Origin of the sequence: Streptomyces sp. NPDC005791, assembly GCF_042871485.1 — a bacterium.
GTDB lineage: Bacteria > Actinomycetota > Actinomycetes > Streptomycetales > Streptomycetaceae > Streptomyces.
Map to the genome: position 1 here is coordinate 140,685 of NZ_JBIAIP010000018.1, position 22,768 is coordinate 163,452.

At 72.6% G+C, this 22,768-nt stretch carries 15 protein-coding genes and 1 pseudogene; 12 read left to right on the forward strand and 4 right to left on the reverse strand.

The window, feature by feature from the left end; genetic code table 11:
- Nucleotides 1-26 precede the first annotated feature (26 nt).
- On the reverse strand, nucleotides 27-1,628 hold the full coding sequence (locus tag ACFYSH_RS29610; protein WP_388756445.1) for an ATP-binding protein: 1,602 nt from the start codon (nucleotides 1,626-1,628) through the stop codon (nucleotides 27-29).
- A 37-nt stretch (nucleotides 1,629-1,665) separates the two neighbouring features.
- Complete coding sequence (locus ACFYSH_RS29615) at nucleotides 1,666-1,860, reverse strand: hypothetical protein (RefSeq protein WP_033304229.1); 195 nt, start codon at nucleotides 1,858-1,860, stop codon at nucleotides 1,666-1,668.
- 322 nt (nucleotides 1,861-2,182) lie between these two features.
- Between ACFYSH_RS29615 and ACFYSH_RS29620 the strand changes: the two genes are divergently transcribed.
- The 8 genes and pseudogenes from ACFYSH_RS29620 to ACFYSH_RS29655 all read left to right on the forward strand — a co-directional run bounded on the left by ACFYSH_RS29620 (nucleotide 2,183) and on the right by ACFYSH_RS29655 (nucleotide 16,993).
- Nucleotides 2,183-2,575: an ankyrin repeat domain-containing protein gene (locus ACFYSH_RS29620; protein WP_359476381.1), complete on the forward strand. Its 393-nt coding sequence runs from the start codon at nucleotides 2,183-2,185 to the stop codon at nucleotides 2,573-2,575.
- A gap of 242 nt (nucleotides 2,576-2,817) precedes the next feature.
- Entirely contained in the window at nucleotides 2,818-4,236 is a 1,419-nt protein-coding gene (locus ACFYSH_RS29625; protein ID WP_359476384.1) for a HEAT repeat domain-containing protein, read from the forward strand.
- Between the two features lie 133 nt (nucleotides 4,237-4,369).
- Nucleotides 4,370-5,500, forward strand: a complete 1,131-nt coding sequence (locus ACFYSH_RS29630) for a glycosyltransferase family 4 protein (protein WP_388756449.1) — start codon at nucleotides 4,370-4,372, stop codon at nucleotides 5,498-5,500.
- Nucleotides 5,484-5,959: pseudogene (locus tag ACFYSH_RS29635) on the forward strand (glycosyltransferase family 1 protein); the annotation flags it as partial. The gene ACFYSH_RS29630 and the pseudogene ACFYSH_RS29635, both read left to right, overlap by 17 nt.
- 59 nt (nucleotides 5,960-6,018) lie before the next feature.
- A complete protein-coding gene (locus tag ACFYSH_RS29640; RefSeq protein ID WP_388756452.1) occupies nucleotides 6,019-9,630 on the forward strand; it encodes a hydantoinase B/oxoprolinase family protein in 3,612 nt (1,203 codons plus the stop codon).
- Between the two features lie 57 nt (nucleotides 9,631-9,687).
- Nucleotides 9,688-11,214 (forward strand): hypothetical protein, encoded by a 1,527-nt coding sequence (locus ACFYSH_RS29645; RefSeq protein WP_359476392.1) that lies wholly within the window; start codon nucleotides 9,688-9,690, stop codon nucleotides 11,212-11,214.
- Between the two features lie 67 nt (nucleotides 11,215-11,281).
- Nucleotides 11,282-12,193, forward strand: coding sequence for a hypothetical protein (locus ACFYSH_RS29650; protein WP_359476395.1), 912 nt, complete (start codon nucleotides 11,282-11,284; stop codon nucleotides 12,191-12,193).
- A 60-nt stretch (nucleotides 12,194-12,253) separates the two neighbouring features.
- Nucleotides 12,254-16,993, forward strand: a complete 4,740-nt coding sequence (locus ACFYSH_RS29655) for a hypothetical protein (RefSeq protein ID WP_388756457.1) — start codon at nucleotides 12,254-12,256, stop codon at nucleotides 16,991-16,993.
- A gap of 21 nt (nucleotides 16,994-17,014) precedes the next feature.
- On the opposite strand, the gene ACFYSH_RS29660 is transcribed toward ACFYSH_RS29655, so the two are convergent.
- Nucleotides 17,015-17,518 (reverse strand): hypothetical protein, encoded by a 504-nt coding sequence (locus tag ACFYSH_RS29660; RefSeq protein WP_388756459.1) that lies wholly within the window; start codon nucleotides 17,516-17,518, stop codon nucleotides 17,015-17,017.
- Nucleotides 17,519-18,001: 483 nt separating this feature from the next.
- Here ACFYSH_RS29660 and ACFYSH_RS29665 point away from each other — a divergent pair, with 483 nt between their 5' ends.
- The 4 genes from ACFYSH_RS29665 to ACFYSH_RS29680 are packed head-to-tail and all read left to right on the forward strand — an operon-like array spanning nucleotide 18,002 to nucleotide 22,207.
- Complete coding sequence (locus tag ACFYSH_RS29665) at nucleotides 18,002-20,734, forward strand: nitrate- and nitrite sensing domain-containing protein (protein WP_388756462.1); 2,733 nt, start codon at nucleotides 18,002-18,004, stop codon at nucleotides 20,732-20,734.
- Nucleotides 20,731-21,174: a roadblock/LC7 domain-containing protein gene (locus ACFYSH_RS29670; protein WP_359476406.1), complete on the forward strand. Its 444-nt coding sequence runs from the start codon at nucleotides 20,731-20,733 to the stop codon at nucleotides 21,172-21,174. Before ACFYSH_RS29665 ends, ACFYSH_RS29670 begins: the two co-directional genes overlap by 4 nt.
- A 9-nt stretch (nucleotides 21,175-21,183) precedes the next feature.
- The gene (locus ACFYSH_RS29675) at nucleotides 21,184-21,621 is read left to right on the forward strand and encodes a DUF742 domain-containing protein (protein ID WP_359476409.1); all 438 of its coding nucleotides are present in this window, start codon (nucleotides 21,184-21,186) and stop codon (nucleotides 21,619-21,621) included.
- Nucleotides 21,602-22,207 carry an ATP/GTP-binding protein gene (locus ACFYSH_RS29680; protein ID WP_359476412.1) on the forward strand — a complete coding sequence of 202 codons (606 nt, stop codon included), beginning with the start codon at nucleotides 21,602-21,604 and terminating at the stop codon, nucleotides 22,205-22,207. The genes ACFYSH_RS29675 and ACFYSH_RS29680 overlap by 20 nt, the downstream gene beginning before the upstream one ends.
- A gap of 123 nt (nucleotides 22,208-22,330) precedes the next feature.
- On the opposite strand, the gene ACFYSH_RS29685 is transcribed toward ACFYSH_RS29680, so the two are convergent.
- Complete coding sequence (locus ACFYSH_RS29685; protein WP_359476415.1) at nucleotides 22,331-22,678, reverse strand: DUF962 domain-containing protein; 348 nt, start codon at nucleotides 22,676-22,678, stop codon at nucleotides 22,331-22,333.
- Nucleotides 22,679-22,768: the final 90 nt, after the last annotated feature.

Below are 22,768 nucleotides of genomic sequence, written 5' to 3' on the forward strand. Positions count from 1 at the left end.
GCCCGGGCTGTCGTGGCCCGAGCGGCTCATCCCTCCGCGACGGCCGGTGTCCCGATCGGATGGTCCTTGTGCGTGGACACGGGCCCGGCGGTTTCAGGCGCGGCCTGTTCCACTGCCGTCGTCCCGCCGGGCAGCAGGTCGAGCACCGCCCGGCGGTGCGCCTCGCTCGTGGCCCCGTCGTACGGGTCCGGGGTGGCGGGCACCTGGAGCCGCAGGACGGGTCCGTTGCCCAGCCGGGTGTAGCCGCGCCCCGGCGGGACGTCGGGGGTGGGCGTGGTGTGCGGCGGGGTGCCCAGGACCGCCGCGACCTGTTCGCGGTCCGCCGGCCCGAGGACGGCGCGTGCCCTGGTGTGGGTCCGTACGGTCTCGGTGAGGGCGTCCAGGCTGTCGAAGGCGTCCGCGACGACCACCGTCACCGCGGCGGCGCGGCCGTGCCGCAGCGGCACCTGGAGGAGCTCCTGAGGATCCTGTCTGCGGTCGGCGGCCGCCAGGTGGCCCAGGGCGCTCGGGCGGTCCAGCAGGATCCAGAGCGGGCGCTTGATGTCCTCGGGTTCGGGGTGCCCGGCCTGACGGGCCCGGTTGGCGGCGATGAGCCGCCGCTCGGTCTCGTGCGCGGCCCACTCGAGTGTCGCGAGGGCCCCGGCCAGACCGGACTCCACCGCCAGTACGCCGTCTTGGCCGGTCAGGAAACCGTACTCGCCGGTGCCGCCGCCCTCCACGACGAGGACGTCACCGCCGTGCTGGAGCGCCTGCAGGGCGAGGGAGCGCATCAGGGTCGTGGTGCCGCCGCCGGGGTGCCCGACGATCAGCAGATGGGGCTCCGTCGACCGGGCGCCGGTCCGCCAGATCACCGGGGGGGCGTCCCGCGTCACCTCGCCGTCCCGTACGGGGACGGTGCGCCGGACCGCGTCGGCATCGGTGAAGCCCAGCACGGTCTCCCCGGGGGCGGTGACGAAGCGCTGGGCGGCGATGGTGGTGGGGAGCGCGGCGAGCACGCTCATGTGAAGGCGGTTGCCTTCCTCGTCCCAGACGAAGTGGTATTCGCGGCCCCGGCCCGACTTGGCGTGGAGCACTTGTTCGACCCGGGCGCGGGACAGGGGATCGCCGTCGGTGAAGTACGCCGGATAGCTCACCTGGAGCCGGGTGAGGCGCCCGTTGCCGTCGAACTCGTACGACGTGCCGAAGGCCTTCTCCCAGTCGCCGCCGTGGGAGAACAGCGGACCGGGGTCGTCTGGCACGGAGAAGTGCGGCACCAGCGCCTCGTAGAGCGCCCGGAGCCGTTCCGTCTCCGCCTCGCCGGGGCGGGTCTTCGCGGGGGTGCGGTCGTGTCCCCGCCATGCGGCGGCGCCCATCACCGAGATCAGGGCCAGGAGGGGTCCGTAGGGGATGAGCGCCACCGCCAGTGCACAGGCGGCGCCCAGGAACAGCACGTGTCCGCGCCGGTCCCTGGGCGTCGCGGACCATTTCCGCCCTCCTGCTCCCGCCAGCAGCCGCAGACCACGGGTGACCGTGATCAGCGGGTGCAGGACGTCGGTGGCGTTGTCGGCGGCCGTGCGCGCGATCTCGCGACTGCGGGTGATCGAAGCACTGCCGCTGCTCAGAATGCGGGGGAGTGGTCGCCGGGCCACGTCGGTCTCCTGAAGTGGTGGGAGCGGTTTCGGAGCGTCAGAACTTGATCCCGCCCAGCATGCCGGCGAGGCTCGCCCCGCCGGCCGTGATGCTCGGGGCGATGGCCGTACCGGCCAGGTAGAAGCCGAACAGTGCGCAGATGAGGGCGTGGGAGGCCTTGAGCCCGTCCTTCTTGAAGAACAGGAAGACGATGATGCCGAGCAGTACCACGCCCGAGATGGAGAGGATCATGAGCGGTTCTCCTGGTTGAGGGGACAGTCACCATGAGTACTTCCAGGATCACAAGATGTACCTATACGATAAAAGGTGCAACCGAGTGAATACCGATTCATTTCACTCGACCGGTGGGCGAAAAGTGGGCACCAGGGGGTTCCGGGAGTCGCACGGGCCTTGTCCCAGCCGGAAAGTGACGCCCGGCACCGTGACCCTCCGCTGCTCCGGGCAGGCTGACGACTGCCCGGAGCAGTACCCTGTCGATTCACTCGTACGGCCCCCGCCGTACCCCTCACCAGGCCGGTAACGGCCGAAACGGCCATGGAAGGCGGTCCGTCCGATGAGCGAAACCCCCGATCCCGAGGTGGTCGGACTGGCGACCAAGGTCTTCGACCTGGCGCGCCGCGGCGACAGCGAGGCGCTCGCCGCCTATGTCGACGCGGGTGTTCCCGTGAACCTCACCAACGACCGGGGCGACTCCCTGCTCATGCTCGCCGCCTATCACGGGCACGCCCCGGCCGTCAGTGCGCTCGCGGCCCGTGGTGCCGACGCGGACCGGGCCAACGACCGGGGGCAGACCCCGTTGGCCGGAGCGGTCTTCAAGGGCGAGCGCGAAGTGATCGACGCACTGCTCGCCGCAGGGGCCGATCCTTCCGCCGGAACACCCTCCGCGGTGGACACCGCACGCATGTTCGGCAAGGGCGACCTGCTGGAACTCTTCGGTGCGCGCTGAGACGCGCTCCGGTCCGCCGGCCGGCCGGTGCGTCGTAAATGTGGTCGCGTCGGCGAAATGGCTGGGTCATCATGACGTCGCGGGTCCGTTTCGGGCCACCGACGAGAGGCAGAGGAAGATGAGCACCAGGCAGAAGACGGCGGTCGGCCGATCATGTTGCTGCGCGGCCTAGGGGATGTCACCCCGGCACATGGAACAGCACAGTCCCGGTTGCGTCGACAGCTTGATGTGAGGCTTTCCCCATGTTCGATCCGTTCATAGCGCCGAGCGGCACACTGCTCGGCCTGCTGCAGAGGGGCCGCGGCGACGGCACGCTCCACGCTCTCGCCGCTCCGCGCACCGAGGCCCTCGCGGCCCTCAGCCACTGCGTCCTGAGCGATCCGCGGCACGACTGGCAGGTCGAGAACCGCTCCCTCTACTACGCCCGCCTCTACCTCGACCTCGACGGTGGTACCGAGGAGATCGAGCGGCACCTCTTTGATCCCGAGGACCACCTCGACACCGGCGAATCACGCACGGGTCTCGCGCTCGCCGTCCTCGGGCACCTGGCCTCCTACGGCCGCGACGACGCCCTCGTACTCCTGCGCCGGTACGCCGCGACAGGGGCCAACTGGGCCTGGGCGCTCGACGAGCTGGCCCTGCGCGACGACGACGCCGGGCTGCGCTCCCTCGCCGAGCCGGTGCTCGCCCGTTTCCCCGCCACGGCGGAGGGCTTGGCCGAGCTCGCCGCCACTGTGCGGGACGCCTTCGAGCCCCGTCCCTGGCGGCTCTGGGCCGACGACCCGCGTGCCACGGTCGGCGCCCGGATCAGGGCGGCGACGGAGCAGGGTTCCTTCGACCGGTGGCAGCGGCAGATGCGGCCCGGCGGACCGCGCCCCGGCTGGAGCGTCCAGGCCGTCTTCGACTGGGCCCAGGAAGGGCTGGAACGCGGCAGCGCGCTCCACATCCCCGCGGCCCGCTGCCTCTCCGCCGTCGCCGGGACCGAGGACCGGCCCCTGATCGTCGAGGCCGCCCGCAACGGCTCCGACGGCGCACGCTGCGCAGCCCTGCACTATCTGGCAGAGGCCCAGGACCCCGCCGTGCTCGACATCGTCGAGGAGGCCGTCGTCGGTCCGTCCCGCACCGTCGCAGACGCGGCCGTGGCTGCCTTCGAGCGCATGTGCGGAGACGCGGCGGTCGACCGGGCCCGGCGCTGGGCCCACCGGCCCGACGCCCTCGGAGCCTCGGCGGCCGGGGTCCTGGCCTGCCGCGGCGCCGCCCAGGACGCCCCGCTCGTACTCGCCGCACTGCGCGAGACGGTCAGGGGCGAGGGCCCCGACGCCCCGCTCCTGTGGACCCTCGTCGACGGAACGGGGCGCCTGGGCATCGCCTGCGCCGCACCCGTACTGCGCCATGTGTACCGGGAGACCTCCTCCTCGCACCTGCGCGGACGGGCCGCCCGAGCACTGGCCGTCACGGATCCGTCCTTCGCGAGCGGGTTCGCCGTCGAATGCCTCTGGGACTGCGAGGAGACCACCCGGGAGCTGGCCGCGCACCACGCGGAGACCGGGGACGTCAGGGTCGCCGAACGGCTGAGGCGGCTCGCCGCCGACCCGGCCGAGGAGGCCGAGGTCCAGACCGCCGTACGCAGCAGGATCGGGCCGGACGCGCCCGCCGTCTGAGCCAGGGCCCCGCCGGCACACGGAGCCCGGAGGCCGCGCGCCGGGGGCGCGCGGCGCACACGCTCATAGGATGTTTCCCGGACGGAAAGATCCAAGTCGGCAAGGGCACGCCCGGCGCGGTGACAACACCCGTATGCGTGTCGTCATCGTCACCGAATCCTTCCCGCCCGACGTCAACGGTGTGGCCCACTGCACCCTGCAGACCGCCCGGCACCTCGCCGCCCGCGGCCACCAGCCGCTGGTGATCGCCCCCGCCGGGGCGACGGCCACCGCCCACTCCGCGCCCTCCGGCGATCCCTGCCCCGTGGTGCGCGTCCCCTCGCTGCCCCTGCCCGGATACCCGCAGGTCCGCGTGGCCCTTCCCGGTCGGCGGCTGGCCGCCGCGCTCACCGGACACCGCGCCGAACTCGTCCACCTGGCCGGCCCGTTCGTCCTCGGCGTGCGGGGCATGGCGGTCGCCGCCCGGCTGGGGCTGCCCGCCGTGGCCGTCTACCAGACCGACCTGGCTGGCTACGCCCGCACCTACCTGGGCACCGGCGAGAGCACCGCCTGGCGCCGGATGCGCGCCGTGCACAGCGCCGCCGACCTCACCCTCGCCCCCTCCTCCGCCGCACTCCGGGACCTCACCGACCACGGCGTGCCCCGGGTGAAACTCTGGCCGCGCGGAGTCGACACCGTGCGGTTCCGCCCTGGTCTGCGCGACGAGGCACTGCGCCGCGCCCTCGCCCCCGCCGGCGAGAAGCTCATCGGATACGCGGGACGGCTCGCCCCGGAGAAGCACGTCGAACTCCTCGCCGGCGCCTGCTCGCTGCCGGGAGTGCGCGTCGTGGTCGTCGGCGACGGACCGAGCGAGGCGTCGCTGCGCTCGGCACTGCCCGGCGCGCTCTTCCTCGGGCGCCGTACGGGGAAGGAGCTCGCCCGCTTCTTCGCCTCCCTGGACGTCTTCGTGCACACCGGGCCGTACGAGACCTTCTGCCAGACCGTCCAGGAGGCCATGGCCTCCGGAGTCCCGGTCGTCGCCCCGGCGGCCGGCGGGCCGCTCGACCTCGTCGCCCACGGGAGCACCGGGCTGCTGGTACCGCCCCACGAGGCGGGGGCGGTACGCGAGGCGGTCGCCGCACTCGTCGCGGACCCGGCGCGCGCCGACGCCTTCGGCAGGACCGCGCGGGCCGCGGTCGAGGGCCGCACCTGGGAAGCCGTCGGGGACCAGCTGCTGGGCCACTACGACGAGGTCCTGCGCGGCCGGACGGCGGTGGCCGCGTGAACCGGCCCGGCGGACTCAGGATCGTCCGGCCAACGCGCGCAGTGCACACGCCTACGCGCGGATCGTGTGCACCACCGAATGGGCGGAGCGCGAGTTCGCACGGATCGGCGTACGCAACGTGGCGCGCGCCCCGCTCGGGGGGACCTGCGGCGCTTCCGGCCGGGACTGCGCAGTACGGCGCTCCGCGCCCGCCACCTGCGTGGCGCGGACGTCCTGCTGCCGCTCGGCTCACGGCTCTCCGTGGAGAAGCGGCCTGGCCGGGCGGTGGACGCATTGGCGGCACCGCGCCACCACGGTGTGCGGGCGGCCCTGGTGGTGGCGAAGGACGGCCCACTCCGTGCGGACCTGGAGCGCAGGGCCCGGGCCCAGCGGCTGTCGGCCGAGTTCCTGGGCCACGTACGCGACCGCGCGCACCTGGCCCGCCCCCAGGCGAGCGCCGACCTCTGCCTCGCACCGGGGCGGCCGGCAGCCCGTACGCCGTATCTGCGGTGGTCCGTCCCGCGCGCCAGAATGGAGGGATGACCGGACGCTGGGAGTTCTGGATCGACCGCGGCGGCACCTTCACGGACGTGGTGGGACGTGACCCCGGCGGCCGGCTCGTTTCCCGCAAACTGCTGTCGCACGATCCGGACCGCTACCGCGACGCGGCCGTCGCGGGTATCCGGCTGCTGCTCGGTCTCGGCCCCCGCGACCCGGTCCCCGCCGACCGGGTCGCGGGCGTGAAGATGGGCACGACCGTCGCCACCAACGCCCTCCTCGAGCGGCGGGGCGAGCCGACCGTCCTGGTCATCACCGAAGGCTTCCGGGACGCCCTGCGCATCGCGTACCAGAACCGGCCGCGCCTCTTCGACCGGCGCATCCTCCTCCCCGAGGCCGTGTACGAACGGGTCGTCGAGGTCCCGGAGCGCGTCGACGCCCGCGGGGACACCGTGAAGGCCCTCGACCGCGACGCCGTGGCCGGGCGGCTCCAGGAGGCTGCGGAGGACGGGTTCCGCAGCGCCGCCGTCGTGCTCATGCACGGCTACCGACACCCGGACCACGAGAGAGCCGTCGTGGAGGAAGCCAGGGCCGCGGGCTTCACCCAGGTCAGCTGTTCGCACGAGGTCAGCCCGCTGATCAAGCTGGTACCACGCGGGGACACCACCGTCGTCGACGCCTACCTCTCGCCGATCCTGCGCCGTTACGTCGACGAGGTGGCGGCCCAACTCCCCGGGATCCGGCTCATGTTCATGCAGTCGAACGGGGGGCTGCGCGAGGCCGCGCACTTCCGGGGAAAGGACGCCGTGCTCTCCGGCCCGGCCGGCGGTGTCGTCGGCATGGCGCGTACGTCGGCACAGGCGGGTCACCACCGGGTCATCGGCCTCGACATGGGCGGGACCTCCACCGATGTCTCCCACTACGCGGGTGAGTTCGAACGCGAGCTCGGGACCCAGGTGGCCGGGGTGCGGATGAGCGCTCCCATGATGAGCATCCACACCGTCGCCGCGGGCGGCGGGTCCGTCCTGCACTTCGACGGACGGCGCTACCGGGTCGGCCCAGACTCGGCCGGAGCCGACCCCGGACCCGCCTGCTACCGCCGGGGTGGGCCGCTCACCGTCACCGACGCCAATGTGATGCTCGGCCGCGTCCGCCCGGAACACTTCCCCGCCGTCTTCGGCCCCGAGGGCGACCAGCCGCTGGACGCCGGCCTCGTGGAGGAGCGCTTCGACGCGCTGGCCGAAAAGGTCTCCCGCGCCACCGGGAACACGCGTACGGCCGCCGAGGTGGCCGCGGGCTTCCTGGAGATCGCCGTTCTGAACATGGCGAACGCCGTCAAGAGGATCTCCGTCCAACGCGGCCACGACATCACCCGCTATGCCCTCACCGGCTTCGGCGGCGCCGGAGGGCAGCACGTCTGCGCGGTCGCGGACGCCCTGGGTATCGACACCGTCCTCGTCCCACCGCTCGCCGGTGTCCTGTCCGCGTACGGGATCGGTCTCGCCGACGCCACCGCGATGCGCGAACAGTCCGTCGAAGCCGCGCTGGACGAGGAGACCGGGGGCCGGGTGCGCGGCATCTGCGAGAACCTCGCGGAACGCACCCGCACCGAACTCCGTGCCGACGGGGTCCCGGACGCCGCCATCGGCACCCGTGCGCGGGTCCTCCTGCGTTACGCCGGCACGGATGCCGCCCTGCCCGTCGCCCACGGCGCCGTCGCCGCCATGGCCGGCGAGTTCACCGAGACCCACCGGGCACGGTACGGATTCACCATGGACAAGCCGCTGGTGGTCGAGACCGTCTCCGTGGAGTCCACCGGAACGGCCGGACCGCACACTCCTCCGCGCGTGGGTGCGGGCGCGGGGGAAGGGCCGCTCCGCCCCCTCGGAACCGTGACGATGTTCGCCGGGGGCGGATGGCGGGACGCCGGACTGTACCGCCGCGCGACACTGCGCGCCGAGGACGCCGTGACCGGCCCGGCCGTCGTCACCGAGGACGACGCCACCACCGTCGTCGACCCCGGCTGGCAGGCGACGGCCGGGCCGGCCGGACACCTCGAGCTGCGCCGGGCCGAGCCGCGACCCGAGCGGACCGCCGTCGGTACCCGGGTCGACCCGGTCATGCTCGAAGTGTTCAACAACCTCTTCATGTCGATCGCCGAACAGATGGGCGTACGACTGCGGAACACGGCGCACTCCGTCAACATCAAGGAGAGGCTGGACTTCTCGTGCGCGCTGTTCGACGCGGACGGCAACCTGGTGGCCAACGCCCCGCACATCCCGGTCCATCTGGGTTCGATGGGGGAGTCCATCAAAGAGGTGCTGCGGCGTAACCAGGGCACCCTGCGGCCCGGTGACGTGTACGCCGTCAACGATCCGTACCACGGCGGCACCCACCTGCCGGACGTGACCGTCGTGACGCCCGTGTTCGACGAGCCGGCCGACGGGCAGGAGAGCCGGCTGCGCTTCCTGGTCGCCTCGCGCGGCCATCACGCGGAGATCGGCGGCATCACCCCGGGCTCCATGCCCGCCTTCAGCCGTACGGTCGACGAGGAGGGCGTCCTGTTCGACAACTGGCTGCTGGTGCGCGACGGGACCCTTCGCGAGGCGGAAACCAGGGAACTGCTCACCACGGCCGTCCATCCTTCGCGCGACCCGGCCACCAACCTCGCCGACCTGCGCGCCCAGATCGCGGCCAACGAGAAGGGCATCACGGAACTGCGGCGCATGACACGCCAGTTCGGGCAGGACGTCGTGCAGGCGTACATGGGCCACGTCCAGGACAACGCCGAGGAGTCCGTACGCCGGATCGTGGCCGGACTACGCGACGGCTCCTGCCGTTACGAGACCGACAACGGCGCCGTCATCCACGTGAGTGTGACCGTGGACCGCGACGCCCGCCGGGCCGTCCTCGACTTCGCGGGCACCTCGCCGCAGCAGACCGGCAACTTCAACGCCCCCACGTCCGTGGTCAAGGCCGCCGTCCTCTATGTGTTCCGGACCCTCGTGGAGGACGACATCCCGCTCAACAGCGGCTGCCTGAAGCCCTTGGACATCCGCGTCCCGGAAGGATCGATGCTGGCCCCCGTCCACCCGGCTGCGACCGTGGCCGGCAACGTCGAGACCTCCCAGGCCGTCACCGGCGCCCTCTACGCGGCCCTGGGCGTCCAGGCCGAGGGATCGGGCACCATGAACAACCTCACCTTCGGCAACGAGCGCGTCCAGTACTACGAGACCGTCGCGAGCGGTTCCGGCGCCGGCGACGGCTTCGACGGGGCCGACGCCGTGCAGACCCACATGACCAACTCCCGGCTCACGGACCCCGAAATCCTCGAGTGGCGTTATCCGGTGCTGCTGGAGAGCTTCGGCGTACGCGAGGACAGCGGGGGCCCGGGCCGGTGGCACGGCGGCCGCGGGGTGGAGCGCAGGCTCCGCTTCCTCGAACCCGTCACCGTGGCCCTCCTGTCAGGACACCGCCGGGTGCCGCCCTACGGCATGGCGGGAGGGGGGCCGGGAGCCCTCGGTGAGCAGTACGTCGAACGGGCGCCCGGCTCGTCCGTGACCCCGCTCGAAGGCTGCGACACCGCCGCGCTGGACACCGGCGACGTCCTAGTGCTGCGCACCCCCGGCGGAGGCGGTTACGGACGCCCGTGACCGGTCGCTTCTGCGCCGTTTCGACCGTTGTCGGTGCGAGGACCTAATCTGTGCAGCGTGACTTCGCCTGCCGACACCCAGACAGCTGCGCCCCAGCTCAGCGCGGGACCGAGGCCCGCCCAGGGCCCGGCCGCCGATGAGGGGCTCTCACGTCGGCTGCGCGCGCTCGCCTGCACCGCCCCCCTGCACGACCTCGACGTGCGCAAGGCCAATCTGGCCGGCGAGTACACGGTCTACGCGATGGCGGAAGTGGCCCTCGCGGCGATCGATCTGGTCACGCTCAACATGGACTTCGACACGGGCGCCGACCACGACCAGATAGTGGCCAGACTCCTCCCGCGCGTCGCCGCCCAGGCACCGCGCCGGCCCGTCACCGAGCACGAACGGGTCGCGCGCTGGGTCCTGGAGAACCTGATCAACGTCGGCAGCGTGGACCGCGGCTTCCGAGCGGTGTACGGCACCTTCGGGCCCGACGGCGTATACGTCCGCAGGGATTACGACTTCAAGCTCATCGAGGAAGTCCCCGGCCACGGAGGCACCGTCTACCTCCGCGCCACCGACGAGGCGGTCAACGTCCTGGTCGGCGCCCTGGACACGGACGTCACCAGCGCCCAGATCGCCGCCGAGGTGAAGCTGGAAGTCCTCATCAGCAGGGGCCGTCTCGCCGACGCCCAGCTCGCCGCCGAGCAGGCCCGCTACCGCACCGTGCAGTACGCCGAGACCCTCCGCAGGACGCTGGAGGCGACCCGGCGCAACGTCCGTGCCGTCGACTGGCTCAACGCCGTACCCGACATGATCACCGAGGCGTTGGACCACGTCGCCGACCGCTACCGCCACGAGAACGCGATCCTCACCAACATCCGCAAGGCCAGGGACGAGGCGGAGGAGCCCGAGCACAAGCGCCGCGCCGCCGAGCTGGTCGACATCGTCAAGGACTGCATCCGCCGTCACACCCAACTCCAGTCCAGACTGCTGGAGGCGGGGCCGCTCTTCCGGGCCGAGCAGGACCGACAGGCATTCGCCACGCCCACCGCGCAGACCGGCCTCGACCTGTACGGCCAGCTCGTCGTCCCGCTGCTGCCGCTCCCCGTCGAGCAGGCCACCCGGGCCACCGACGCGTTCTTCGCGCACGGCACCGGGCTGCGCACGCCCACCTCCGTCCGGGTCGGCGACCTCGTCGACCTGCTGCTCATGCCCCCGGTGGAGCGCGAGCACCTGGGCGCCGAAATGCCCGAGCCCGACCTCATCGCCACCCCGGACGACAGCCGGTTCAGCGAGGAGCAGCTCGGACACGCCATGGAGCTGCTCGACCTGGAGCACGACGCCCCCCGCCGGCTCTCCGGGCTCCTGGCCGAAGCCAGGCTGCGCGACCCCGAGCTTCCCTACCTGGTGGCCCTGCTCGCCGTCCACGCGGCGAGCCCCCCGGTCGGCACGGCCTACCGCCAGGGCGAACGCCGGCTGCTGTTCGCCGTCGACGACGGCACCCCGCTCGAGGACCACGAGTTCGGCGGAGCCGACCTGATAGTGGGCATGGCCCTGCTGGACGCGGCAGGAATGGCCGCGGCCCGCAAGGACGCCTCGTGAGCGCACCCGGTCCGACCACCCACCCACTGCCGCGCGGGAGCGGCACCCGTACCGAGGAGTCACCGAGTTGAGCGAGCAGCACGCCGAGCACAGCGACGCGTGGGGCGATCAGCCCCTCACGCAGGCGGCCGACGCCGCACGGCAGGCCGCTCCCGCCGCTGTCACCCCCGCCGACGCGGCCGACGCCGCCCGGCTGGTCTCGTTCGGTCTGCAGCCGAAGCTGATGCCCGCCCGCGACGCCGAGTACACCGAGCTGCTCCGCCGGTACCGCGAGGACTCGGTCTTCGCCCGGCTCGCCGACGCCGTCGCCACCGGCCTGGGGCTCATCGTCCTGGAGGTCTCCACCCGCGCCGGGATGGCCGTGGCCGCCGGCGAGGACTCGGTCTTCGCCGTACGCATGGGTGACTACGCCCGGCGCGCGTCCTCCGACTCCGCCGACCGCTTCCTGCACGGCCTCGCCCACCTCGCCGTGGCCGCCATGGCCTTCCCCCGGCCCGAGGACCTGGCCGACGACTCCTACATCGGCCGCATCACGGTCAACGGTGTCGACGCCTTCGTCCGCCAGGCCTGCCGACGCCTGGAGGAGCGCGCCGAAGAACAGGGCGACAACACCGATCCGGCCACCGACGCGCCCGGCCTGGAATCCGGGTGGCGTATCTACGCCCGCCGCAGCGCCACCGGAGCCACCAAGGACGCCCGCCGGCTGGCCGGCTCGACCACCGGCATCATCGGCAAGGCCGTCGCCTTCCTCACCGACTCGGGTTTCCTCCAGCGCACCGGGGACGACGCAGGCGGTGCCTACCGCACCACGGCCCGCTACCAGCTCCAGGTACGCGACATGGCGGGCAGTGCCGCCATGGCCGAGCTGCTGGAACTCGGCGTCGTCCCGGTCACCGACGGCTCGGCCACCCTGCTGCCCCCGCCCGATCCCGAAAGCCTGGAGCTCGCCGCCGACGCGGGGCTCCCCTTCCACTCCTGACCGCCCACCCACGCCGCCGCACCAGTTGCCCCGCCGCCTGAACGACGAGAGTCCGCCGCCATGTACGAGTTGTCCCGGGTCCGCCTCTACTCCATCGGACCCGCCGGTGCGCGCTACGCCGACACGGTGCTCGACCTGCGCGGAGTCGGCGAGCCGGTGCCCAGGCCGGCGCCGGCCCAGGCGGAGTTCTTCGAGGACGAGCCCGTCGGCCCCCCGCGCCGCCCGGCGCCCGCCGGTGTGCTGTTCCTGGAGAACGGCGGCGGCAAGTCCGTCCTGCTGAAGCTGATCTTCTCCGTGATGCTGCCGGGACACCGCAACACGCTGGGTGGCGCCAGCTCCGGCGTCCTGCGCAAGTTCCTCCTCGCCGACGACTGCGGACACGTCGCCCTGGAGTGGCAGCACACCCTCACCGGTGAGTGCGTCGTCGTCGGCAAGGTCAGCGAGTGGCGTGGCCGCCAGGTCTCCAACGACCCGCGCAAGTTCGCCGAGGCCTGGTACTCCTTCCGCCCCGGTCCCGGCCTCAGCCTCGACAGCCTCCCCGTCGCCGAGGCCACCTCGGTGGGCCGCCCCGTCGAAGGCGTCTCGGGCGCGCGCGGCAGGCGCCGCACCATGAAGGGTTTCCGCGACGCCCTCACCGACGCCGGCAAGTTCTACCCGCACCTCGATGTGCACTGGGAAGAGATCCACGACCGCTGGAACGAACACCTCGGCGATGTCGGGCTCGACCCGGAACTCTTCCGCTACCAGCGGGAGATGAACGCCGACGAGGGCGAGGCCGCCGGCCTCTTCGCCGTCAAGAAGGACTCCGACTTCACCGACCTGCTGCTGCGGGCCGTCACCGACACCCGTGACACGGACGGCCTCGCCGACCTCGTCAGCGGCTTCGGCAACAAGCTCGGCCGCCGCGCCGAACTCACCGCCGAACGCGACTTCACCGCCGGTTCCGTCGACCTGCTGGGCCGGATCGTCGACGCCACCGCCACCAGGGCCCGCAGCCGCGACGTCCACGCCGGGGCCGAGCGGCGCACCCGCACCCTCGCACGCAGGCTCTCGGGCCGCGCCGCCGAGGAGCGCGGCCGCACCGCGGAGCTCGCCCAGCGGGTCACGGCCGCCGCCCACACCGTCACCGAGGCCGAAGCCACCCGCGGCCACCGGGACCTGGTCGCCGCCGAACTGGCCTACCGGCACGCCTCCCTGGCACTCACCGCCGCCGAGAAGAGCGCTGCGGCCCAGCGCCGCGAGCTGGGCGAGGCACGCACCCTGCACGCCGCCTGGCAGGCCGCCGAAGCCGTCCTGCGCCACCGCGCCGCCGCCGACCGCTCGGCCCGCGTCGCCGTCGCCATCCGGGAGGCGGAGCGCGACGCGGCCCCCGCCCTGGCCGCACGCGCCACGGCCGCCGCCGACCTCGTACGCGCCCTGCACACCGCCGCCGAGGCGGGGGAGCGGGTGGCCGACGAGGAGGAGGAGCGCTCCGCGACCCTCCAGATCACCGGGGAAACGGCGCACCGGGACGCCACCACCGCCGCCACCGAGGCCCAGCGCGCGCGCAGCGAGGCCGGCCATCTGCGCCAGCGCCTCGCCGAGGTCGAGCAGGAGACCGCCGAGGCCGTACGGGCCGGCTGGCTCGACGACACCGCGCCGGACGCCGACCCGGCCCGCGCGGCCCTCGCCGCGAACGACGCGGAGAAGGCCGCGGTCGCCGCATGGGACAGCGCACGGGAGGCAGCCAGGTCCACCGCCGACCACGCCCGGGAAGCCGCGGCGGTGGAAAGCCGTACGGAGCTCGCCGCGGCCCGCGCCGCCGACGGTGCACAGGCCGCCGAGCAGTCGTACGAAGCCGAGCACAGGGCCGCCGAGTCGATCGCCGCCGAGCACCGCCTCACCGACCTGCTGGGCCTGCCGGCAGCGGCCGGAGCGGGCATCCCCCGCGGCGGCGCCGACGGCACGGACGACCCCGCCGACAGGGTGCGGGAACCGGCGTCCGAGAGCGCGCAGCCCCTCACGGCCGAGGAGTTCGACAAAAGCGCAGACGAGCTGAGGGAGCTCCTCGACCAGGGCATCGCCGCAGCCGAGCGCAGGCTCTTCGACCTGCGCACCGCCGCCGCCGACGACTCCCGCATCCTCGGCGCCCTCGGGGACGGTGGGCTGCTGCCCCCAGGACCCGATGTCCTCGCCACCGTCGAATTCCTCGGTGAACACGGCATCCCCGCCCTGCCCGGCTGGCGCTACCTCGCCCAGGCCGTCGACCCCGCCGACCACGCGGCGGTCCTGGCCGCACGACCCGAGCTCGTCGACGGTGTGGTCATCACCGACCCGGACGCGCACACCCGTGCCCGCGACGTCCTGGCCGCCGCCGCCCTGCTCCCCCGGTCGGCCGTGGCCGTCGGCACCACAGCGGCCCTCCTCGCCCCCGTACCGGCTCCCGGCGGGGCAGGTGAGGGCGACGTGTTCCTCGTCCCGCCCAACCCCGCGATGCACGACGAGCAGGCAGCAGACGAGGAGCGTCAGGCCCTCAGGGCACGGGCCACGGCACGTGACGAGGACATCAGGACGCTCGCGGCGCGGCTCACCGCCGACCGCTCCCTCGCCGCGCGCATCGGTTCCTGGCGCGCCGACTGCCCGCCCGGGATGCTCGCCGAGCTCGGTGAAGCCGCCCGCACCGCCCGCGCCTCCGCGGTAACCGCCGAAGCCGCACTCGCCGAGGCGCGTACAGTCCGCGCGGAGGCCGACGAGGCCGCCGCCGACGCCGCGCGCGTCCGCGACGACCGGCAGGAGGCTGCCCAGCGCGCCCGCCGCGCCGCCGACGCACTCGCCGGTCTCGCCCACCGTCTGCGTGACCGGGCGGGCTGGCAGGCGCGGCTGCGCGAACTGACCGACGAGGCAGCCGAATCCGAGGCGCGCGCCACGGCCTGTCTGGAGCGGGCACGCGCCGCCGACGAGGACCGCAGGGCTGCCCAGCGCGCCGCGGACGATGCCCACCGCACCGCCCGTGCCCTGCGTGCCGAGCGAGCCGAGATCGCGGGCGCCCCGGAGACGCTTCCGGAGCCCGACCCCTCCACCGCGCGTACGTCGCTGCCCGCCCTGCGCGAGGCGTACCGGGCGGCCTCCCAGCTGTACGAGAAGGTGGGCGTCGGAGCCGACCTGCGCGCCGAGCAGGCGCGCGCCGAGAGTGACGAGAGCGCCGCCCTGGCCGAACTCGACCGCCTCACCAACAAGGTCCGCACCCGTGCCTCCCAGCTCCTCGAGGGCACCGACGGAGCCGACGGGCCCTCACGGCAGGCGGCCGCGGCCCGCGCCGAGTCCCACGTGCAACTCCTGGAGACCCGGGCGTCCACGGCCAGCGAGCAGCTCGGACGGCTGCGCGGCGAAGCCGAACGGCTCGCCCCCGCCGACGAGGCGTCGCACCACACCGAGCTCCCCGCCGACCTGGTCCCGGCCGACGCCGACCAGGCGCAGACCCTCCTGCGTACGGCCACGGCCGAACTGGCCTCCGCCACCGCCGCGCTGGACACCGCGCGATCCGCTCACGCCGAACTGCTGCGCGCCCACCGCACCGCCGAGGACTCGGCGAGCGGCTTCGACGAGACCGCCGCGCTCCTGCGCGACCTGCTCAGGGACCACGGCGCGGAGGACGAGACCGAGGCCCCCGACCCGTACCCGGGCACCCTGGACGAAGCGCGGCAGTCCGCGGCCGAGGCCCGTCGCTCACTGCGTGGCTGCGTCACCGACCTGTCGGCTGCGGAGAGCTCCGTGCGGGAGGCGAGCGACGTCCTCGTACGGCACGCCAACTCCACCCGCTACGAACAGGTCCGCACGCCGGCCCGGCAGCAGATCCGGGAGCTCCCGGCAGCGGCCCTCCCCGACCACGCCGAGAAATGGGCGGCGGCCTTCGCCCCCAGACTGCGTGTACTCACCGACGAGCTGGCCCAGCTGGAGCGCAACCGTGACTCCATCGTCGACCGGCTCCGCGGGCTCGTCGAGTCAGCCCTCACCACGCTCCGCTCCGCCCAACGGCTCTCGCAGCTGCCCGAGGGTCTGGGGGAGTGGTCAGGCCAGGAATTCCTCCGCATCCGCTTCGAGGAACCCGACCAAACCACGCTCACCGAAAGGCTCGGAGAGGTCATCGACGAGGCCACGCACGCGGCCCTCAGGAAGAACTCCGACCTGCGCAGGGACGGCATGTCCCTCCTGCTGCGCGGGGTACAGGCGGCACTCCAGCCCAAGGGCATCGCCGTGGAGATCCTCAAGCCGGACGCGGTGCTCCGCGCCGAGCGCGTCCCGGTCGGACAGATGGGCGACGTCTTCTCCGGCGGCCAGCTGCTCACCGCCGCGATCGCGCTGTACTGCACGATGGCAGCCCTGCGCAGCAACGACAGGGGACGCGACCGGCACCGGCACGCCGGCACGCTCTTCCTCGACAACCCCATCGGACGCGCCAACGCCACCTACCTGCTGGAGCTGCAGCGCGCCGTCTCCGACGCTCTGGGAGTCCAGCTCCTCTACACGACAGGGCTGTTCGACACCACGGCGCTCGCCGAGTTCCCGCTCGTCATCCGCCTCCGCAACGACGCGGACCTGCGGGCGGGGCTGAAGTACATCAGCGTCGAGGAACACCTCAGGCCGGGGCTGCCCAAGCAGGACCCCGAGGGCGGGACCGTCCACGGGGAGATCACCGCGACCCGCATGTTCAAGCGGACCGGCGACGCCTCCGGCGGCGCGGGCAGGGCGGCGGTCCCCGCGATGCGTACGGAGACGACGGATACGCACGCGGAGGCGGCCCAGGCCTCGGAACAGCGTTAGGGAGAGCAGGGGCGCAGGCGGTCAGGCCCGGGAGAGCCGGCCTTCGCCCCGGCGCCGTATCCGGGCCTCCCTGCGGACCTGGGCCCGGGCGGCGCGCCTGGCCGCCCGGCGCTCCCGGCGCATGCGGCGCGCCGTGCTGCTGGGGACGGACACCACGCCGTTGCGCTGGTTCCACACCTGCCGGGTCACCCAGACGTCCAGCACCGACCAGGTCGCCACCACCGTGCCCGCGACACCGCTCAGCACCATCGGGAAGGCGAGCCAGGACTCCGCGAGCGTGCACAGGAAGGCCACCATGGCCTGAATGACGGTCAGCGACATGATGAGGACGGCGCGAACGGCGGCCGCCCGCACAGGATCCGGCATCCTCCGCCGTATCGCCGGTTCCTCCACCCACAGCTGCCGTGGGATCCGAGCCCCGACCGCAGACGCGTCGACCGCAGACGCGTCAACCACAGACGTACCGACCACAGACGTACCCGCCGCCGACGGTGTCGCCTTACTCCGGCGCTCATCCGTGTCCAAGGACCTTCAACTCCCCACCACTGTCCGACTCAAGGGTGGCTGCCCGGCTTGCGACCGTTCTACGCGGAATGAGCCGCTTGCCTGTCGCACGTACCCCCGTGAGGTTCTTCTGCCCCGTACGTCTGGACGAACGCCAGGCCGCGAAGATTCCCGGCGGGGGCCTCAACCGGCCCCGCGGAGGTACGGAACGAAGACTTCCAGCCAACTGCCGTGCGTGTAGGCAACGCGTCCGGCCAGGAGTTCTCTGTCGCTTTCGCGAATTTCTTCGCCGGGAATACCGGGACAACTGGTGAGCAACTCGGGGCAGAGCGGCTGGAAATCGTCCGGACACGTCTTCGAGTTACCGGTAGGTCAGTAGTAGGCTCGCGCCGTTTGTTGACGGAACACCGGCCCACGCCCGATGGACCGAGGCAGGGAACACCGCAACAACCGGGTACACAGACACGACCACCCCCGCGGTGCGGGGCCGAGCTGGGGGAGGCCATGCGCTTTCGCGGGAAGTCCATCCGCAGGAAGATCGTGGCGTTGCTCCTGGTGCCGCTCGCCTCTCTCACGGGTCTTTGGGTCTTCGCCACGTACGTCACCGGCCGTGAGGCCGGTGAACTGATGGGCGCGAGCGCCATCGTGGAGCAGGTCGGCCACCCGCTGGAAGACACCATCCGCGCCGTTCAGGACGAACGCCGCCAGACGCTCGTCTTCCTCGCCGACCCCCGGGCCTCGGACGCCCTGCCTCTGCTGCGCCGCCGGCGCGCCGCGACCGACCGCGTCGTGGCCGACGTCAGGCAGAGCGCGAAGAGCCAGGACATCCGGGAGAAGCTGAGCGCGGAGTCGGAGGCCCAGCTCGACTCGGTCCTGAACGAGATCGACGGCCTGGACGCGCTGCGCACGTCCGTCGAGAAGCGCACCATCGACCGGACCAGGGCCCTCGACTTCTACAACGGTCTCGTCGACCCCTGCTACCGCTTCCTCAACGGTCTCCACACGATGGAGAACGTATCGATGGACAAGCAGGTCCGGGCCCTCGTCGGCATCTCCCGAGCCCGCGAGATGCTCTCCCGCGAGGACGCCCTGATCGCGTCGGGCCTCGTGGCGGGACGGCTCGGCGCTCCTGAACTCCGCGTGGTCTCCGACCTCGCCGCCAGCCGCTCACTCCTGTACGAGGTCAACCTCGAGCTGCTGCCGGCGAGCGAGCGCGGACGTATGGAGCAGTACTGGAGCAGCCCCGACACCGAGCCGCTGCGAACGACCGAGCAGCGGCTCATCGCCGCGGGTCCGGTCACGAAACCGGGCGCCGTCGACGCCGGACGCTGGGAGGAAGTGGCTCCCCCGGTCCTGGAACACCTGGCCAACGACGGCACCGAGATGACCAACCGCTTCCAGGACCGCGCCGAACCCGCCGGCTACCGCGTCCTGATCCAGGCCGGTGTCGCCGGTGTACTGGGGTTCGTCGCCCTGCTGGTGTCCGTCTTCGTGTCCGTACGGGTGGCACGCGAACTCGTCCGCGACCTTTCCCGGCTGCGGAAGGACGCCCATGAGGTGTCCGGCGTACGGCTGCCCAGTGTGATGCGGCGGCTGGCCGCGGGCGAGCAGGTCGACGTGGAGACCGAAGCCCCTCACCTCAGCTACGAGCCTGACGAGATCGGCCAGGTCGGGCAGGCTCTCAACACCCTGCAGCGGGCAGCCGTCGAGGCCGCCGTCAAGCAGGCGGACATGCGCCGCGGCGTCTCCGAGGTCTTCGTCAACCTCGCACGCCGCAACCAGGTGCTCCTGCACCGTCAGCTGACGCTCCTGGACACCATGGAGCGGCGCACCGAGAACAGCGACGAACTCGCCGACCTCTTCCGCCTCGACCACCTCACCACACGCATGCGCCGCCACGCGGAAGGCCTCGTGATCCTGTCCGGGGCGGCCCCGTCCCGGCAGTGGCGCAAGCCGATCCAGCTGATGGACGTGGTGCGGGCGGCGGTCGCGGAGGTGGAGGACTACGAGCGGATCGAGGTCAGGCGGCTTCCCCGCATCGGCGTGGGCGGCCCGGCCGTCGCCGACCTCACCCACCTGATCGCGGAACTGCTGGAGAACGCCACGGTGTTCTCGCCCCCGCACACCGCGGTCCAGGTGCACGGCGAACGTGTGGCCAACGGCTTCACTCTCGAGATACACGACCGGGGCCTCGGCATGGCGCCGGAAGTCCTCCTGGACGCCAACCTGAGGCTCGCCGAGACACCCGACTTCGAGCTCTCCGACACCGACAGGCTCGGCCTCTTCGTCGTCAGCCGGCTCGCCCAGAGGCAGAACGTCAGGGTGTCGCTGCAGACCTCGCCCTACGGAGGGACGACCGCGGTCGTCTTCATCCCGGCGCAGCTGCTCACCGACGCCCCCGACACGCACGGCACCGGCTTCCGCCTCGACCGCCGGGCCGAGAAGGCCATCGGCAGCTCCGGCCGGCCGGGCAGCCAGGCGCCGGGCAGCGACAAGGCCCGTAGGGACGGAGTCGCGGACACGAACCTTCAGGGCCGGCCGGCCGGTCTCTCCCCGGTTCCCACCGGTCTCACCGACCCATCGGTGCTCGACGGGCCCGTCGAACTGGAAGGCCCGGTGGGCACACTCGGGTTCACCGACGATCCGGCACTCGACCGGGAGCTCGATCCGGCGCTCGCCCCGGTCCTCGACGGCGTATCGGACCTCGAGGACACCGAGAGCGAACGAGGTGGCATCTTCCGGGCCCGCGACCTGCGCAGGGAAACAGACAGGGAGCAGCATCAACAGGCCTTCGACGCTTCGGACGGCCGCTCCGCGGACGTCCGGCCGATGCGGCCCGCCGGCCCCGTCCCGCTGCCCCGACGCAAGCCGCCGACCCTCGTCGCCGAACACGGCCGCCGTATCGGCGACGGGGGCCGCCCGCACCCCGGTACCTCGGACGGACCCGCGCCCGAGGCCACCGACGCCGAGCCCGGTACGGACACACTGGGCGGCCTCCCGCGCAGGGTCCGGCAGGCGAGCCTCGCCCCACAGCTCCGGGAGGACTCCGCAGGGCGGACTTCCGGCCACGTCCCCGCGGACACCGACGACGACCTCGAACGTGACGCGGACGACGTACGCAATCGCATGGCTTCGCTTCAACGCGGCTGGCAGCGCGGCCGTCGGCAGAACGCCGAGGACGCGACCGGCCCTGGAGAGACAGCACCAGGAACGACTCCGGGAGGGGACGGTCGATGACCGCACCGAACGCCGCAGCACCCAACGCCACACGCCAGGGCTCCGGCCAGCTCAACTGGCTCCTCGACGAACTGGTCGAGCGCGTCGCGAGCATCCGCAAGGCGCTGGTCCTTTCCAGCGACGGCCTCGCCACCGGCACGTCCCAGGACCTGACCCGGGAGGACAGTGAGCATCTGGCGGCCGTCGCCTCGGGATTCCACAGCCTCGCCAAGGGGGTGGGCAGCCACTTCGACGCGGGCAAGGTCCGCCAGACCGTGGTCGAGCTCGACGAGGCCTTCCTCTTCGTCACGGCCGCCGGCGACGGAAGCTGCCTCGCCGTCCTGGCCGACTCCGACTCCGACGTCGGGCAGGTGGCGTACGAGATGACCCTGATGGTCAAGCGCGTGGGGGCGCACCTGGCCAACGCCCCCCGGACCGATGGTCTGCCCGCCGGAGGGTGAGGTGAGGGGATGAGCGCAGATTCCGTCCGGGACACCGCGCCCGGATCACCACCCGCTCCCACCGGAGCGGGCTCCTCGCGCTGGTACGACGCCGAAGCGGGGCCGGTGGTCCGGCCCTACGCGATGACCCGGGGGCGTACCAGCAGCGCGTCCCGTCATCGCCTCGACCTGATCGCGATCGTCGTCCCAGAACCGGCGGCGGACGATCCAGGCCGGGACCAGACGCTCTCCCCGGAGCACGTGGAGATCGTCGAACTGTGCAGCGACATGCCCCAGTCGATCGCCGAGCTCGCCTCCGGGCTGGATCTTCCCGTGGGGGTGGTCCGTGTCCTGGTCGGTGACCTGGTCGAGGACGAGCTGGTGCACGTCACCCGTCCCGTTCCGCCGGCCGAGCTGCCGGACGAGAGCCTTCTTCGCGAGGTGATCAATGGCCTTCGGGCGCTCTAGCCGCAGAAAGCGGCACGTCGAACCCGTCACTCTCAAGATTCTGGTGGCGGGCGGCTTCGGTGTGGGCAAGACGACCCTGGTGGGCGCGGTCAGCGAGATCAGACCGCTGCGCACTGAGGAGACGCTGAGCGAGGCGGGCCGTCCCGTCGACGACGTGGCGGGGGTCGAGGCCAAGAACACCACCACGGTCGCCATGGACTTCGGCCGGATCACCCTGCGCGAGGATCTGGTCCTCTATCTGTTCGGGACCCCGGGGCAGGACCGTTTCTGGTTCCTCTGGGACGAGCTCGCCCAGGGCGCCCTGGGCGCGGTGGTCCTCGTGGACACCCGGCGGCTGGAGGACTGCTTCGCGGCGGTCGACTACTTCGAGCGCCGGGGGATCCCGTTCACGGTCGCGGTCAACCTCTTCGACGGCGCCGCGCAGTTCCCCACCGAGACGGTCCGGGCCGCGCTCGACCTCGACGCCGACGTGCCGGTCCTGCTCTGTGACGCGCGTGACCGGGCGTCCGCCCGGGACGTGCTGGTCACGGTCGTGGAGCACGCCATGGTCCACGGCGACCGGCTCCGCGAACCCGCCGGGACCTGACCACCGCACGTGACGCGGCCCGTACCCCCGCCGACCGGGGTACGGACCGCGCGTACGGTGCGGGGGGCGTGAAAAAGTCCTCACCCGGAGTGACGGGCCGTCAACCCCGCGGGAGCCGCGGGGTCACGAGTTCTCGGCCAGCCACTTGGCCGCGGTCCCGGCCAGTTCGCCGTCCCGCCCGGCGAGCATCATTCGGATCATCTGCACATCGCCGCGCAGCGACCACGCGGGATGCCCGAAAGTTGCCGGATTATTCCTCTCGATGAGGAAGTGCGCGGGCCAGGCGGCGCCGTATCCGATCAGAGGAAGGGCCAGGGCGTAGCGCTTACGGCCGCGCGCCAGACCGTACGCGGTGACTGCGAGGCCGGTCAGGGTCCCGGTCAGATGGACCCACCGGGTCGCCGCCCTGGAGTGCATGGCGACGTAGTAGGGCCAGAACTCTTCGTACGAGTCGAACGTCTGTTGTGGCATGAGGGCACGGTAATGGCTCGGCCGGCAACCGGACACGGCAATTCCGCGTCCGATACTGAGAACGGGCGGCCGGAGCCCACGGGGGTGGTC

What these genes read in the sequence shown, in the direction of transcription:
- ACFYSH_RS29615 (WP_033304229.1), bottom strand. Translation starts at nt 1,860, where the DNA reads ATGATCCTCTCCATCTCGGGCGTGGTACTGCTCGGCATCATCGTCTTC.
- ACFYSH_RS29620 (WP_359476381.1), top strand. Translation starts at nt 2,183, where the DNA reads ATGAGCGAAACCCCCGATCCCGAGGTGGTCGGACTGGCGACCAAGGTC.
- ACFYSH_RS29625 (WP_359476384.1), top strand. Translation starts at nt 2,818, where the DNA reads ATGTTCGATCCGTTCATAGCGCCGAGCGGCACACTGCTCGGCCTGCTG.
- ACFYSH_RS29630 (WP_388756449.1), top strand. Translation starts at nt 4,370, where the DNA reads ATGCGTGTCGTCATCGTCACCGAATCCTTCCCGCCCGACGTCAACGGT.
- ACFYSH_RS29640 (WP_388756452.1), top strand. Translation starts at nt 6,019, where the DNA reads ATGACCGGACGCTGGGAGTTCTGGATCGACCGCGGCGGCACCTTCACG.
- ACFYSH_RS29655 (WP_388756457.1), top strand. Translation starts at nt 12,254, where the DNA reads ATGTACGAGTTGTCCCGGGTCCGCCTCTACTCCATCGGACCCGCCGGT.
- ACFYSH_RS29665 (WP_388756462.1), top strand. Translation starts at nt 18,002, where the DNA reads ATGCGCTTTCGCGGGAAGTCCATCCGCAGGAAGATCGTGGCGTTGCTC.
- ACFYSH_RS29670 (WP_359476406.1), top strand. Translation starts at nt 20,731, where the DNA reads ATGACCGCACCGAACGCCGCAGCACCCAACGCCACACGCCAGGGCTCC.
- ACFYSH_RS29675 (WP_359476409.1), top strand. Translation starts at nt 21,184, where the DNA reads ATGAGCGCAGATTCCGTCCGGGACACCGCGCCCGGATCACCACCCGCT.
- ACFYSH_RS29680 (WP_359476412.1), top strand. Translation starts at nt 21,602, where the DNA reads ATGGCCTTCGGGCGCTCTAGCCGCAGAAAGCGGCACGTCGAACCCGTC.
- ACFYSH_RS29685 (WP_359476415.1), bottom strand. Translation starts at nt 22,678, where the DNA reads ATGCCACAACAGACGTTCGACTCGTACGAAGAGTTCTGGCCCTACTAC.